The sequence below is a fragment of the Sphingosinicella flava genome, from assembly GCF_016025255.1.
GTDB lineage: Bacteria > Pseudomonadota > Alphaproteobacteria > Sphingomonadales > Sphingomonadaceae > Allosphingosinicella > Allosphingosinicella flava.
Genome location: NZ_CP065592.1, coordinates 1188236 through 1203609, shown reverse-complemented (window position 1 = coordinate 1203609; position 15374 = coordinate 1188236). Strand labels below are relative to the sequence as shown.

Below are 15374 nucleotides of genomic sequence, written 5' to 3'. Positions count from 1 at the left end.
TCTTTGCAGCAAAATTTGCATGACCGCGCGCCGCAACACCCGGCTCGAAGACATAGCCGAGCTGGCCGGCGTGTCGATTTCCACCGCGTCGCGCGCCTTGAACGACAGCCCGGCAGTCAACGACCGCACCAAGCAGCTGATCTGGAAACTGGCGCGGGAGCATGATTACCCTTTTCGCCGCCACATGCCCGCGGGCCCGATCGGCGCGACGGGGACGATCGCGCTCGTCGTGCCCCGCCCGCAGGCGCGCGAGGTGCAACTGGACGATCCCTTCACGCTCGAGCTTTTCGCGGGTGCCGCCGATGCCGCGCGCGAACGGGGCTGCGACCTGGTCGTCAGCCACTTCGCGCCCACCAGTTACGACGATCTGCTTGCCGCCATGACGACCAGCCGGGCCGATGGCGTGATCTTCCTGGGCCAAAGCGGGCTGCACCCCGCCTTCAATCGCCTTTCCGAGACCGAAGGGCGCTTCGCCGTCTGGGGCGCCCAGCTTCCCGACCAGACTTATTGCTCGATCGGCAGCGACAATCTGCTGGGCGGCCGCCGCGCCACGCTCCACCTCGCCCGTCTCGGCCGCAAGCGCATCGTGTATCTGGGCGATACGGAAGCGCCGGAGGTCAAGCAACGGCTGCGCGGCTATTTCGAGGCGCTGGAACAATCCGGTCTCGATCCCGATCCCAACCTTCTCGTTTCCGCCCATTTCACCGTGGAATCGGGCGAAGCGGCGATGGATGCGATCATTGCGCGCGGCGTTGACGTCGACGGCGTGGTGGCCGCTTCCGATCTCATCGCCCTGGGGGCGATCCGCTCGCTGCTTCACCATGGCCTGCGCGTTCCCGAAGACGTGTCGGTGGTCGGCTATGACGACGTGCCCTTTGCCCGCTACAGCCGCCCCGCGCTCACCACGATCATGCAGGATACGGCGCGCGCGGGCCGCCTGCTCGTGTCCAAATTGCTCGACACCGGCGGGTCGGGGGACATGCGCTCCGAACGCATGCCGACCGACCTCATCGTCCGGGAATCCTGCGGCGGCTGATCTTCCGTCCATCAAAGGCTGGCGATCAAACCCGAATGGGGTCCAAGCGCCGTTCCCGAGACATCGCCGGCACTTTCGATCACCGTCCAGCCTGCGGGCAAGGTCCAGTCCGCGCTGCCGGTGCCAAGATTGAAGACGCACAGCAGGCGCTCGCCGCCATGAATGCGCTCGAAGGCGAGGATCGGCTCCGGCGCGTCGATCGGCCGGATCGATCCAAGGCGGAGAGCCGGATGCCGCTTGCGGAATGCAATCAGGTGCCGGGTATAGTGCAGCATGCTGTCGGGACAGGCTTCCTGCCGGTCGACGGCCAGCGGAACATGCGCGGGATCCAGCGGCAGCCACGGTTCGACCGGCGAAAAGCCGGCCTGCGGCGCGTCGGCCTTCCACGGCACGGGGGTCCGCGCGCCGTCCCGGCCCTGGCTTTCGGGATAATTGGCGATCGCTTCGGGATCCTGCAGCCGCTCGAACGGCACATCGGCTTGCGGCAGTCCGAGTTCCTCGCCTTGATAGAGGAATATGTTGCCGCGCAGCGCCATCAACAGCAGCATCGCTTGCCGCGCGAACGCATCGCGGTCGCGGCCGTGGAGCCAGCGCGACACCGCGCGCGGCGCATCGTGGTTGGAAAATGCCCAGCTCGGCCAACCTTCTCCCGCCGCCTGCGGCCACATGTCGATGGTCTCGTGGATAAGCGCGGGCGTCACGTCCTTCGAATAGAGGAAGTTGAAGCCGTAGGCGCTGTGCAGCCGGTCGGCGCCCCTCGTATAGAGGCGCATCTCTTCATTGGCCTGTTCGCCGCCGACTTCCGCGACGGTGAAGCGGTCGCCGTCATAGCTGTCGACCAAGGCCCGCACCCGCGCCAGGAATTGGGGAATGTCGGGATGCGACTGGTTGTGGAAATGATGCTGGAAATCGAACGGCAATATGCCGCGTCCAAAGCCCGGCGGCACGGGCGGATTGTCGGTCAGCGCCGGATCGTGCATCGAAAAGTTGATCGCATCGAGGCGGAAGCCGTCGACGCCCCGGTCGAACCAGAAGCGCGCGGTTTCCAGCAAGGCCTCCTGCACTTGCGGATTGTGGACGTGAAGGTTGGGCTGACTGCTCAGGAAATTGTGCAGATAATATTGGCCGCGCCGTGTGTCCCAGGTCCAGGCCGGCCCGTGAAAGACGGACAGCCAGTTGTTGGGCGGCGAACCGTCCGGCTTGGCATCCGCCCAGACATACCAGTCGGCTTTCGGATTGTCGCGGCTCGACCGGCTTTCCTTGAACCATGCGTGCTGGTCCGACGTGTGCGCATAGACCTGGTCGATGATGACCTTGAGCCCCAGGTCGTGCGCGCGCGCCAGCAAGGCGTCGAAATCCGCCATGGTTCCGAAAATCGGATCCACGCCGCAATAATCCGCGATGTCGTATCCGAAATCCTTCATCGGAGACGTGAAGAAGGGCGACAGCCAGATCCCGTCCACGCCAAGCGAGGCGACGTGATCGAGGTGCGCGGTGATGCCCGGCAGGTCGCCGACGCCGTCGCCGTTCGAATCCGCGAAGCTGCGCGGATAGATTTGGTAGATGACGGCGCCCTTCCACCAGGGTTCGCTGCCGGCACCGGCGCCGGCCAGTCCTTTGGGCGCCTTGTCCAGGACCAGGCTCGTCACCGTTTATTCGCTTTGCAGACAATATAGTCGAACGGCGCGATCTCCACCTTGACGCTGCCGGGCGCGGTGGCCGCGGGCGCGCAGGAACCGTGCAGCGCGGTCCACCCGAGCGAGGCGGTATCCACCTGCACATTGGCCGAAACCGGCGTCGCACCGGTATTGAACGCGACCAGCGTTTCGCCGCCGCCCGAAGGCGCGCGCCGCGAAAAGGCGAACAGGCCCGGCGTTCTGCCATAAGCCCGCACCACCTGCTCCCCCGACCGCAATGCCGGATCGCTCTTCCGGATCGCGGCCATGCGCGCGATCGCCTGGTAGATGGGATTGGCCGTGTCGAAATTCGACTGCGCCGTACTCGCGGCCGAACCGACGAGCCGGTTGTCGTTATAGACCGCGACCTGGCTCGGGAACATGTCCTCGCGCGCATCCTGGTCGCCGCCGTCGCCGGAAAAGCCTTGCTCGTCGCCATAATAAAGGACCGGGACGCCGCGGGAGAACATGAGCATGGCGTGGCCGAGCAGGTAGCGCCGGGTTATTTCCTCCTCGCTCGCCGCTGGATTGGCCTGCCGCACGAAGGTGGCGAAGCGGCCCATGTCGTGATTGCCGAGGAAGGTCGGCAACTTGCGCGCCGTCGCCTCGCCGCCTTCATAGAGCGCGTCCATCTTGAACAAAGTCGTCAGCCGCTCGGTCGGCGCGCCCCGCGCGACGACATCGCTCACCGCCGACTGGAAAGCGAAATCGAGCACGGTCGGATAGCCGTCGACCCGGGTGAAACGGGCGAGCGCGCCGGGATCCGGCTCGTACACTTCGCCGAAAATATAGAAATTCGGAATGCCCCGTGCCTTGGCGCGCGCCTGCATGGCGGGAACGAAGGCTTGCCAGAATTCCGGATTCACGTGCCGGGCGGTGTCGATGCGAAAGCCGTCAATGGCGAAATCGTCGATCCACTGCCCGAAAATCTCGATGAAGCCGTCGACGACGCGGGGATTTTCCGTGAAGAGATCGTCAAGTCCCGCGAAATCGCCATGGGTCGAGCTTTCGCCCCGGAACGTCGAATCGCCGCGATTGTGATAATAGATCGGGTCGTTGAGCCAGGCCGGAACCTTCACCTTCTCCTCGCCCTTGGGAACATAGGGGGTGTAGGCGTAAGTGGGGTCGGTCAATTTGGCGAAATTGCCGCTGCGCTGGCCGGCCGCCTCGACTCCTTCGAACCCTTCGTTGATGCGCGCGCCTTCGACCCCGCCTTTGGCGGAATAAGGATAATCGGCCTGGCTGCGATAGCCGCAATCATTTTGCGGGCATTCGCGATATTTAATCACGTCCGCCGTATGGTTGGTAATGATGTCGAGATAGATTTTGATGCCGCGCGCATGCGCCGCGTCGACGAAACGCTTCATGTCCCCGCGCGTGCCGAAATGCGGATCGACCTGGGTGAAGTCGGTAATCCAATAGCCGTGATAACCCGACGATTCCCCTCCGGGCGGACCCTGGACCGGCTTGTTCTTGTAAATGGGGCCGAGCCAGATCGCGGTGACGCCAAGGCCGGAGAGGTAATCGAGCCGGTCAGTCAAGCCTTTAAGGTCGCCGCCATGATAGAATCCCTTATGCGCCGGATCGAAGCCGGTCTTCAGCCGGTCGCCCGAAAGGCCGCCTTTGTCGTTCGACGTGTCGCCATTCTCGAACCTGTCCGGCAGGACGAAGTAAATGAAATCGTCCTCGGGTATGCGGTCGAGATGGGTGGGAACCTGCGCAGCGGCGGCCAAGGGCGAAGCGGAAAGGGGAAGGGCAAGCATGATGAGCCGCGCCCAGCGACGAAAAGACATGATCTACCCTCCCTAAAGTTTCCACGATACTTGTGTTTTGCAATTATTTGCAGAACGCGCCGCTTCCCGTCAAGCAAGCGCCGGCAATTTATAATTTCCCAAGCTAAACGCTGGTTTAGAGACTTACCTGTGACATTCCGGACACGCCCGCCACGCCACACGAAATAGCGGCTTGAACAACGGGTAAAATATTTGCAATAATTTGCGGGTCGAAGTGAGACCTCGCACCATGAACGAGGCCGATCGCGACGGGGGCGCCAGATGGCGGACCAGGAGAATGCGAACTCATGCGTTCCGCGCATGGGTTCGTCTGGATGCAATTTAAAGGACCGTCGTGGGGATTTGCGGTCCGGTAGTGGGAGGTTCGCCATGACGTTGAACAAGGATTTTCGCCGTTTCGTATTGATGGGCGGCGCCGCGATGGTCGCGCTGACGGCCGGAGCGCCGGCTTACGCGCAGAACACGCAGTCTCGGGACGCGGCTCAGCCCGTCGAGGGCGAGCAGGAGATCGTGGTCACCGGCTTCCGCGCATCGCTTGAAAGCGCCGTCGCCGAGAAGAAGGATCGCGACCAGATCGTCGAATCGATTTCCGCAGAAGATATCGGCAAGCTGCCCGATGCCTCGATCGCGGAATCGATCGCGCGCCTTCCGGGCCTCACCTCCCAGCGGCTGTCGGGCCGCGCGACCTCCATTTCCATTCGCGGCTTCGCGCCCGACTTTTCGACCACGCTCCTGAACGGGCGTGAGCAGACGTCGACCGGGGACAATCGCGCCGTCGAATTCGATCAATATCCTTCCGAAGTCGTCAACCAGGTTCTGGTCTACAAGACGCCGATGGCGAGCCTCGTTGGCCAGGGCCTGTCGGGCACAGTCGACCTCCGCACCATCCGTCCCATCGATTTCGGCCGTCAGGTCATTTCGGTCGGCGCGCGCGGCAGCTATGCCGACATCGGCAAGCTCAACGCCGGATCCAACGACATGGGCTACCGTGTCTACGGCACATATGTGGACCAATTCGCCAACGATACGTTGGGCGTGGCGCTGTCCGCGAGCTACACGGACGAGCCTTATCATATCGAGGAATTTGAAGCCTGGGGTTACGCAGAAGGACCGGGCGGCAATCGCGTTATCGGCGGCGTGAAGCCTTATGTAACCTCGACGCAGCTGAAGCGGTTGGGCCTGCAGGGAACCGTTCAGTGGCGCCCCGCACCTGAATTCACCACCACCGTTGACGGTTTCTATTCTGACTTCAAGGACGAGCAGATCAAGCGCGGTATCGAGCTTCCGCTTTTCTGGAGCGGCGCGTCGCTGACGCCGGGCGATGTCGTCGATGGTCAGATCGTTAGCGGCACGTTTGCGGGCGTCGAAGGCGTCGTACGCAACGACCTTTTTGTCCGCAATGCCCAGCTTTATTCCTTCGGTTGGAACGGCAAGTATGAAGGCGATGACGGTTGGAACGTCATGGCCGACATCGGCTTTTCGAAAACCGACCGCAACGAGCTGAATTTCGAAACCAATGCCGGCACTGGGCGCGGCGGCGGCGTGGGCGCGACCGACACGATCGCGTTCCGCAGCGGCCGGAACGGCACGACCTTCCGCCCCACCCTCAACTACGGCGATTACAACCTGATCCAGCTGACCAGCCCGCTCGGCTGGGGCGGCGACCAAACCGCGGTTGACGGCACGCGCATTCGCGGCGGCCAGGACGGTTATTACAACAACCGCATCATCGAAGACGAGCTGTGGCAGTACCGCTTTGAAATCGAGAAGGAGCTGGAAGGCGCCGTCCGCAGCGTACAGTTTGGCTTCAACTATACCGATCGTGAGAAGTCCCTGGTTCCGGACGAATATTTCGTAGGTCTCGTCGCCAATACGGACGGCAGGACCAGCGTCGTCGTGCCTGAGCAATATCGCCGGGGGACGACTAACCTGCGCTATCTCGGGCTCGGTCCGGTCATCAGCTACGATCCTCGCGAATTGCTGGACGCGGGCATCTACCAGCTTGTGCGCAACCCCTATGGCGATGTCGTCGTCAAGTCCTACGACATCAGCGAAGAGATCATGACCTGGTACACCCAGGGCAATATCGACACGATGCTCGGGGCAAGCCAGCTGACGGGTAATTTCGGCGTTCAGGCGGTTTTGACCGATCAGCGTTCGCGCGGTGCGCAGGCGTCCCAGATTGGCAACAACCCGAACGGGTCGCCCAACATCGTGGGCATTCCGCGCAACGAAGGCGCGGAATATATCGACATTCTGCCCAGCCTTAACCTCTCGCTTCGCCTGCCGAGCGACTTCGTTATCCGCGTCGGCGCCGCCCGCGAGATCATCCGTCCGCGTCTGGACGATCTGAAGGCGAGCCTTTCCTATGGCTTCAACTACGACGTGCAACCGAACGTGGCGACGGTGCGCGGCAGCTCGGGCAATCCGGAACTGCGTCCGTGGCGGGCGAATGCGGTCGACCTCACCTTCGAAAAGTATTTCGGCCTCAAGGGCTATATTGCCCTCCAGCTGTTCTGGAAGGATCTGAAGTCCTACATTTATAATGACAATGTGGATTTCGATTTTACCGGCTATCCGGTGGGCAATCCCGGAACGTTCGATCCCGATGGTCCGGCGGGTCCGTTGCCGCCACGGCCTATCCCGATCGATTATACCGGTGACGTCAACGTTCCGATCAACGGCAAGGGCGGCAAACTTTACGGCGCTGAATTCGCTGCCACCCTGCCTCTCGACACCTTCACTTCGGCTCTCGACGGCTTTGGCCTGACGGGCGGCGTGTCTTACACCAAGACTAGCATTTCGCCGCGGCCTAATCAGGATCCCGAAGAACTGCCGGGCTATTCGAAGTGGGTGGCGAACGGGACGGCCTATTTTGAAAAATGGGGCTTCTCCGCACGCGCCAGCGTTCGTCATCGCTCTAGCTTCGCCGGTGAAATTTCGGGCTTCGGCGGCAGCCGCGAGCGTCGCCGTGCGCTCGCCGAAACCATCCTGGACGCTCAGATCGGCTATGATTTCCAGCCGGGTTCCACGCTCGAAGGATTATCTCTCTTCCTCCAGGCACAGAATTTGACCGACGAGCCTTTCGTCACCATCGATCCGGGCGAGCGCCTTCAGGTTCGCAACCATCAGAGCTACGGCCGCCGCTTCCTCGCAGGCTTCGGCTACAAATTCTGATAGGCTAGACAGGAACACCCCGCCCGGCGAAAGTCTGGCGGGGTTTTTCTTGTCCGGACGGCGCATGACAGAGGGTATCAGGAACATCGTCATTGTCGGCGGCGGGACTGCCGGGTGGATGACGGCCGCGGCCTTGGCGCGGTTCGCGGGCAAGACGCATCGCATCACCCTCATCGAATCCGACGAGATCGGCACCATCGGCGTCGGCGAGGCGACGATCCCGCAAATCCGGCTGTTCAACCAGGCCCTCGGTCTCGACGAGGACGAGTTCCTCCGCCAAACGCAGGGCACGCTCAAGCTCGGCATCCAGTTCGTCGACTGGCTCCGTCCGGGCCACAGCTACATGCATGCCTTCGGTCCGGTCGGGCGCGGCCTCGGGCTTCTCTCTTTCCACCATTATTGGCTTCGCGCCCGCGCGCTTGGCGTCGCGGCGCCGATCGGCGCTTATAATCTCAACGAAATGGCGGCGCTCGCGGGCAAGTTCGCGCGCGTCGCGCCGCGGCCCGGTTCGCCGGCTCCGGACATGCCTTATGCCTTCCATTTCGACGCGTCCCTCTACGCCGCCTATCTGCGCCGCTATGCCGAGGGTCGCGGGGTGCGGCGGATCGAGGGGCGGATCGCCGACACCGCGCGCGACGGAATGAGCGGCAATGTGGTTTCGGTCCGCCTGGCCGATGGAGAGGACGTCGCGGGCGATCTCTTCATCGACTGCTCGGGCTTTCGCGGCCTCCTGATCGAAGGCGCGATGGCGGCGGGCTACCAGGATTGGAGCCGCTATCTGCCGTGCGACCGCGCCATGGCCGTGCCGTGCGCGCGCGGCGGCGAATTCACGCCTTATACCCGCTCCACGGCGCGAGAGGCCGGCTGGCAATGGCGCATTCCGCTGCAGCATCGCACCGGCAACGGCTATGTCTATTGCAGCCGCTATGTGAGCGACGACGAGGCCGCCGCCACGCTCCTCGCCAATCTCGACGGAGAGGCGCTCGCCGATCCCCGGCCCCTCCGCTTCACGTCGGGGAAGAGGCGGCGCATGTGGGTAGGGAACGTCGTCGCGCTCGGCCTTGCCGCCGGTTTCATGGAGCCGCTGGAATCGACCAGCATCCATCTCGTCCAGGCCGCGATATCCCGCCTGCTTGAGATGCTGCCCAATCGCGATTTCAGCGCCGCCGATATCGCCGAGTTCAATCGCCAATCGGATTTCGAATGGGAGCGGATCCGCGATTTCATCGTCCTTCATTACAAAGCGGTCGAACGCGAAGGGCCGTTCTGGCGGGAATGCCGCGACATGGCGGTACCCGACACCTTGCGCGACAAGATCGACCGTTTCCGCGCCCATGGCTATGTGTCGCGCGAGCATGAGGAATTGTTCACGGAAGCCGGGTGGGTGCAGGTTCTGCTGGGCCAGGGAATCGTGCCCGAAAGCCATCATCCGCTGGCCGACGCCATCGGCGAAGCGGATCTGAAGGGGTTTCTCGCCGACATGGAAAGGTTGCTCCGCCACGAGGCCGGCCGCATGCCGCTTCACGCGGATTTCATCGCCGCCCATTGCGCGGCGCCGCTTCATTGACGATGCCTTCAATAAAGGCTCGACAAAGGGTCTGATGGCGGCAAGTCTGCCGACGACATGATTTCACATGGGAGGGGTAAGAAAATGGCCATGGCTCCAGCCTCCGCGGGCACGCACGCCGCGGCGCCGGGCGACAACGCACCGGCGGATTTGCGCATCTTCGTCTTTGTCCTGTTCTTCGTTTTCGGGGGCATCACCAGCCTAAACGACGTCCTCATTCCGAAGCTGAAGGATCTGTTCGTCCTTTCCGACTTCGAAGCGATGCTGATCCAGTCCGCTTTCTTCAGCGCCTATTTCCTCATTTCCATTCCCGCCGCGGGCCTGGTTCGGAAATTCGGCTATATGCGCACGGCGATGATCGGCCTGCTCACCATGACGGCGGGCTGTCTCTTCTTCATCCCGGCGGCGTCTTCCGGCCTGTTCGTCACCTTCCTCGCCGCGCTCTTCGTGCTGGCGGCGGGCATCACGGTGGTTCAGGTCGTGGCCAATCCGCTCATCTCCCTGCTCGGCAAGCCGCAGACCGCGCATAGCCGTTTGACCTTCGCGCAGGCGTTCAACTCGCTCGGCACCACGATCTTCCCGATCGTCGGCTCTTCGCTGATCCTCGGCGCGCTCGCGACGGTCGATCCGTCCGCCTTGTCGGGCGACGCGCTCACCGCCTATCGCGCCGACGAGGCGCGGGTCGTGACGCAAACCTATATTGGCCTCGCCGTCGCGCTCGCCATCGTCGCGGGCGCCGTGTGGCTCCGCCGCGACCGCCTTGCCGAAGAGAAGAACCCGCCGCGCAGCCTGTTCGGCGCCTTCGACCTCCTGAAGCGTCCGCGCTTCGCCTTCGGCACGCTCGGCATCTTCCTCTATGTCGGCGCCGAAGTCGCGATCGGCTCCTACATCGTCCTCTATCTCACCCAAAGCGACGTGCTCGGCATCGATCAGGTGTCGGCGGGCCATCTCGTCGGCCTCTATTGGGGCGGCGCGATGGTCGGGCGCTTCGTCGGCTCGGCGATCCTGCGCGTTTTCTCGCCCGGCAAGGTGCTGACGACCTATGCCCTGATCAACGTCCTGCTGCTGCTCGTTTCGGCGAACACGACCGGCACGGTGGCGGGCTATTCGCTGCTCGCGATCGGCCTCTTCAACTCGATCATGTTCCCGACCATCTTCAGCCTTGCTTCGGAAGGGCTGGGATCGCGCGCGGCGGAAGGCTCCGGCCTCCTCGCCACCGCCATCGTCGGCGGCGCGATCGTGCCGCCGCTCGCGGGCCTCGTATCGGACGCCTCGTCGATCCGCTTCGCCTTCATCGTGCCCGCCATCTGCTATCTCGGCATCGCGGCCTTCGGCTATTATGCCCGCCGTCCGCATACCGATGTCGACATGGCGGAGGTGCCGCTCCAAGTCTGATCGCGAACCGGCGCCGCCCGCGGCAAGGCGGCGCCGGTCTCGAATAGAGGGGGGCGGGGCGAAAACCCTTCCATCCGGTTCTCTCTTGCCAGGCGCGGGATCGGGCTTATCACTCTTGCCATGGCAGAAACGACGGCCGCCGCCGGGAAACACGAACATAAATGGCTGTTGAACGTTGGGATCGCCGCGATTCCGCTCGTTCTCCTCCTGCTCGTTCTGCTGCTCGCGCAGGAATTCCGGACCAGCATCGCTCTGCGCGACCAGATCGACCGTTCGGTCGAGCAGCGCGACCGGTTTCAATCGCTTCTCTCCCTTTTCCAGGATGTCGAAACGGGCCAGCGCGGCTATTTGCTGACCGGGGATCAGCAATTCCTCGCCCCTTACCTCGTCGCGCGCAGCCAGCTGAAGCGCGATCTGGGCAGCCTGACCAGCCAAGCCGACCTCCGGCCGGAACTCCAGCCGGAAATGACCCGGCTCGCCGAGATCGCGGAGGCCAAGCTCGCCTTCGCCGACCTGACCGTTCGCCTCAACGACGAAGGCCGCAGGGCCGAAATGATCGCCACGGTGCGCAGCGGGGAGGGCAAGAGGCTGATGGACGCGATCCGCGCGCGCATTTCCCGCCTCGACGGCGCGCAACGCATCTGGATGAGCGATGCTCAGGAACAGGCCAGGGCCCTGCGCAAGCGAATCCTGCTCTGGACCTTCGGCCTGCTCGTGGGCCTTGCCGTCTTCCTGACCTTCGCCGCCATATTGAATGCGCGCTCCCTCTCGGCGCGGCGGCGGGCGCTCGACCTGCTGGAGGACACCACGGCGCGCCAGCTCGCCATTCTCGACAGCGCCAGCGACGGAATCATCACCCTCAATCCCAGCGGCAGCCTCGAAACCGCGAATCGCGCCGCCGAAAAGATGTTCGGTTACGACGGCGGCGCCCTCCTGCGCCGCGACGTGGGCGTGCTGTTCGAAATCGCGCCGGACGGCGGCGATGCGGGCAGCTTCATCGAACGCCTGCGCCGCCGCTCGAACGGCAAGATCGCCTCTTCGGAACAAATCTGGGCGCGCCGGAGCGACGGCACGGCCTTTCCCGTCGAAGTGTCGCTCAGTCCGATGGACCTTGCCGACGGCACGCATTTCGTCGCCGTGGTGCGCGACATTACCGAACGCCGCGAAATCGAACAGATGAAGAGCGAATTCGTGTCCACCGTCAGCCACGAATTGCGCACGCCGCTCACCTCGATCGCCGGCTCGCTCGGCCTGCTTCTGGGCGGGGCGGCGGGCGTCTTGCCGGAACGCGCGGCGCGCCTCATTCAGATCGCCCATTCCAACAGCGAACGGCTCGTCCGCCTCATCAACGACATTCTCGATATCGAGAAGATCGAATCCGGCAGGATCGAATTCGACATCCGGCCGGTCCTCATCCAGCCGCTGCTGCGCCAGGCGGTGCAGGCGAATCAGGGGTTCGCCGATTCCTACGACGTGCACCTCGCTCTCGAACCGGGGGACGAGAATATGCATGTGCTCGCGGATCACGACCGGCTTATTCAGGTCGTGACCAACCTCATTTCCAACGCGGTCAAATTCTCGCCGGCTGGCGGAACGGTCCGCATCGGCACCAGCGCGCTCGACCGGCGATGCCGCATCACCGTCACCGATCATGGCGGTGGCATTCCGGCCGCTTTCCAATCCCGCATATTCAGCAAGTTTGCCCAGGCGGATTCCTCCGATGCCCGGCAAAAGGGCGGGACGGGCCTCGGCCTCAGTATCGTCAAGGAAATCGTGGCGCGGCTTGGCGGGTCGGTGAGCTTCGAAACCGTGGAGGGCGAGGGCACCGTCTTCAATGTCGATTTGCCCGCCGTGCCGGGAGACGCCGCCCGTGCCGGCAGCGAACAGCGCATTTTGATCTGCGACAGCGACGCCGCCTCCGCTGAGGAAATCGAACGGGCGCTGACCGATGCCGATTTCGTCTGCGACGTGGTCGGCAGCGCCGATCAATTGCACGGCCGCCTGGAAGAAACGCGCTATGCGGCGATCATTCTCGATCTGCTGCTGCCCGATGAAGACGGCATCGGCCTGATCCGGTCGCTGCGCGCGGACCAACGCCACGCTTCCACGCCGATCATCGTGGTATCGGGCCAGGCATCGGCCGCGGACGGAGAGATTTCCCATGCGCTGCCCATCGTCGATTGGCTGCAAAAGCCCTTGCCGCTGGATCGCCTGACGGCGCGCGTCCGAGAAATGCTCGAAACCCATCGCAACGGCCAGCCGCGCATCCTGCATGTCGACGACGACCCCGATGTGCTCAACATCGTCGCGACCGCATTCGACCGGAAAGCCGCCGTCTGCTCGGTGCCCGGCCTTGAAACGGCGCGCGCGGCGCTTGCCGGACAGACGTTCGATCTCGTCATCCTCGACCTCGGCCTCGCCGACGGCTCCGGCCTGGAGCTCCTGCCGGACCTGCGCCGCGCGGATGGCGAGCCGATTCCGGTCGTCATCTTTTCCGCCCAGGACGCCGACCCCCGACTGGCGCGCGCGGTCGACGCGGTGCTCACCAAATCGCGGGCCAGTCTCGGCCGGCTGGTCGATACGGTGGAAAGCCTTGTGGGCGCGCCGCGCGATCAGGAAAGGATGGCAGGATGACGACGCGTCTTCTTTATGTGGACGACGAAGACGATATCCGCGAGGTCGCGGCCATGGCGCTGGAGCTCGATCCGGAGCTTGAGGTGCGGACCTGTTCTTCCGGTTTCGACGCCTTGGTCGCCGCGGCGGAATGGCAGCCCGCGATCATCCTCCTCGACGTCATGATGCCCGGCATGGATGGTCCCACGACCCTGGCGCGGCTGCGCTGCAATGCGGTGACGGCGGCGATCCCGGTCGTTTTCATCACCGCGCGCACCCAGGCGCATGAGGTAGAGAAATTCAAGGAAATGGGCGTCAAGGGCGTGATCGCCAAGCCTTTCGATCCGATGACCCTCGCAGTCCAGGCCCGCGCCCACCTGGACTGACGCCCCGCCGTCACGCTCATTCGGTTCGCCGCTTATCCCGCCTCGCACCGGGAACGCACGTCTTCGCCGCAGCGTTCGCCTGTCGAAAATATTGACACGTCGTTAACCAGGTGAATTCAGAAATGGCGCGGAACCGTACTTGGTCCAATAATTGCTCTAGGCCCGGCAATAATTGCTCTAGGCCCGGCATGTGGAACCGCCTCGCCCGATTGTTCACCATCAAGACCCGTTTCGAGGCTTTTGCAATCATCTATGCCCTCGCGCTCGGCACCACCAGCCGCGGCATGGACTATCTCGAACAATATCCGGGCTTGCCGGGCGTGCTTCTCTTCCTGGCCTGCACCGTCGCGGTCTTCATGGCGGGCGGCAAGATATTGGACGCGGTGCGCCCACCCGCCGTGCGGCTGGTCCGCCCCGGCCCCTTCCGCGCCCCGCCCATCCGCCAAACCGTGGTCGATTGAGGCCGGGGAGGGCGCCGTCATCGGCCGCCTTTCCGGCAGGCACCGCCCGTTCAGCCCACATCGCCACTCATCACAGTCACCGTCATTCCAGCGAAAGCTGGAATCTCGTGCGCCCGCCCTCGGCGGCAAGCCAATCCCAAAATGTGGGAAATTTCGCCGATGAATGGCAAATGAATTTCCCCGACATGATGCGCTAGTCCAAGAAAAGAGCGGTTTTCCGCGGCTTTCACCAATTGGCACGCCTCTTGAAAAAGAGAAGACAAGCCGCCGGACGATCCGACGGATGGAATGGCCAAGGACTTAGGGAGCCGCATCATGTTCAACTTCAAATCAGACATCCAACGTGTCGCCGTCTCCGTCGCCGGCACGTTCCTTCTCACCACCACCTTCGTCGGCGCCGCCATCGGCCCGGCGCGGGCGATCGAAACGACGCCCCTCACCACTGCCGCCGCCACGCCGGATGCGGGCCGCGTCAATGCCTGACGTGATCACCGTCGGCCGGGCCGATCTGCTTCCCTTCTTCATGCCCAGGGAACGGACCGCCCGGCCGAAACCGGCACGGCCCAGTTTCTTTCAGGAGTTTCCGCTGATGAGCATCTTCACCCGCACCCGCGACATCATCGCCGCCAACGTGACGGACCTGCTCGACCGCGCGGAAGACCCGGCGAAGATGATCCGCATGATCGTCCTCGAAATGGAGGAAACGCTCGTCGAGGTCCGCGCTTCGGCCGCGCGGTCGATCGCCGACCAGAAGGAAATGCGCCGCCAGATCACGAAGCTGCAACGCCTTCAGGACGATTGGGTCGAAAAGGCCGAGCTCGCGCTGTCGAAGGACCGCGAGGATCTCGCCAAGGCCGCCTTGGTCGAAAAGCAGAAGGCCGCAAGTCTCGCCGAAAGCCTGGAGGCTGAGATCGCCGTCCTCGAAGATGGCCTGCGCGCTTCCGAGGCCGACATCCAGAAAGTGCAGGCCAAGCTCCGCGAGGCCCGTGCCCGCCAGAGCGCGATCGCGAGCCGCATGGAAAGCGCTCACAACCGCGTCCGCCTTCGCGAAATGTATGCCGGGGCCAAGACGGAGGAAGCCTTTAGCGGCTTCGACGTCCTCGAACGCCGCGTCGACTTCGCCGAAAGCCATGTCGATGCGCTGGCGCTCGGCGCCCCGCCGAAGACACTGGAAGAAGAAATCGCCGATCTCCGCAAGGCGGAGACGATCGAAGCCGAACTGGAAGCGCTGAAGCGCCGCCACATCGCCGCCGGGGAAGCGGCCTGAACA

Annotated in this window: 12 protein-coding genes; 9 read left to right on the top strand and 3 right to left on the bottom strand. The window is 63.7% G+C overall.

Annotation, left to right across the window (positions count from 1 at the left end; all coding sequences use genetic code 11):
• Positions 1-19 precede the first annotated feature (19 nt).
• A complete protein-coding gene (locus IC614_RS06240; RefSeq protein WP_200973015.1) occupies positions 20-1036 on the top strand; it encodes a LacI family DNA-binding transcriptional regulator in 1017 nt (338 codons plus the stop codon).
• 11 nt (positions 1037-1047) lie between these two features.
• Here IC614_RS06240 and IC614_RS06235 read toward each other — a convergent pair whose 3' ends face one another.
• Both IC614_RS06235 and IC614_RS06230 read right to left on the bottom strand, forming a co-directional pair.
• Entirely contained in the window at positions 1048-2676 is a 1629-nt protein-coding gene (locus IC614_RS06235; protein WP_226372762.1) for an alpha-glucosidase family protein, read from the bottom strand.
• A gap of 5 nt (positions 2677-2681) precedes the next feature.
• A complete protein-coding gene (locus IC614_RS06230; protein WP_226372754.1) occupies positions 2682-4505 on the bottom strand; it encodes an alpha-amylase family glycosyl hydrolase in 1824 nt (607 codons plus the stop codon).
• A gap of 369 nt (positions 4506-4874) precedes the next feature.
• Here IC614_RS06230 and IC614_RS06225 point away from each other — a divergent pair, with 369 nt between their 5' ends.
• The 6 genes from IC614_RS06225 (at position 4875) to IC614_RS06200 (ending at position 14104) form a co-directional block, all read left to right on the top strand.
• Positions 4875-7682 (top strand): TonB-dependent receptor, encoded by a 2808-nt coding sequence (locus tag IC614_RS06225; RefSeq protein ID WP_200973014.1) that lies wholly within the window; start codon positions 4875-4877, stop codon positions 7680-7682.
• A 64-nt stretch (positions 7683-7746) separates the two neighbouring features.
• Positions 7747-9249: a tryptophan halogenase family protein gene (locus tag IC614_RS06220; RefSeq protein WP_200973013.1), complete on the top strand. Its 1503-nt coding sequence runs from the start codon at positions 7747-7749 to the stop codon at positions 9247-9249.
• Between the two features lie 84 nt (positions 9250-9333).
• A complete protein-coding gene (locus IC614_RS06215) occupies positions 9334-10644 on the top strand; it encodes a sugar MFS transporter (RefSeq protein WP_200973012.1) in 1311 nt (436 codons plus the stop codon).
• A 120-nt stretch (positions 10645-10764) separates the two neighbouring features.
• Positions 10765-13278, top strand: a complete 2514-nt coding sequence (locus IC614_RS06210; protein WP_200973011.1) for a response regulator — start codon at positions 10765-10767, stop codon at positions 13276-13278.
• Positions 13275-13643 carry a response regulator gene (locus tag IC614_RS06205; RefSeq protein ID WP_200973010.1) on the top strand — a complete coding sequence of 123 codons (369 nt, stop codon included), beginning with the start codon at positions 13275-13277 and terminating at the stop codon, positions 13641-13643. The genes IC614_RS06210 and IC614_RS06205 overlap by 4 nt, the downstream gene beginning before the upstream one ends.
• A gap of 188 nt (positions 13644-13831) precedes the next feature.
• On the top strand, positions 13832-14104 hold the full coding sequence (locus IC614_RS06200) for a hypothetical protein (RefSeq protein ID WP_226372752.1): 273 nt from the start codon (positions 13832-13834) through the stop codon (positions 14102-14104).
• Between the two features lie 50 nt (positions 14105-14154).
• Here the strand turns inward: IC614_RS06200 and IC614_RS06195 are convergent, their stop codons facing one another.
• Positions 14155-14400, bottom strand: a complete 246-nt coding sequence (locus tag IC614_RS06195) for a hypothetical protein (RefSeq protein ID WP_207791158.1) — start codon at positions 14398-14400, stop codon at positions 14155-14157.
• 19 nt (positions 14401-14419) lie between these two features.
• Between IC614_RS06195 and IC614_RS06190 the strand changes: the two genes are divergently transcribed.
• Together IC614_RS06190 and pspA are read left to right on the top strand one after the other, a co-directional pair.
• Positions 14420-14587 carry a hypothetical protein gene (locus IC614_RS06190; RefSeq protein WP_200973008.1) on the top strand — a complete coding sequence of 56 codons (168 nt, stop codon included), beginning with the start codon at positions 14420-14422 and terminating at the stop codon, positions 14585-14587.
• Positions 14588-14693: 106 nt separating this feature from the next.
• Positions 14694-15371: a phage shock protein PspA gene (pspA, locus tag IC614_RS06185; protein WP_200973124.1), complete on the top strand. Its 678-nt coding sequence runs from the start codon at positions 14694-14696 to the stop codon at positions 15369-15371.
• Positions 15372-15374: the final 3 nt, after the last annotated feature.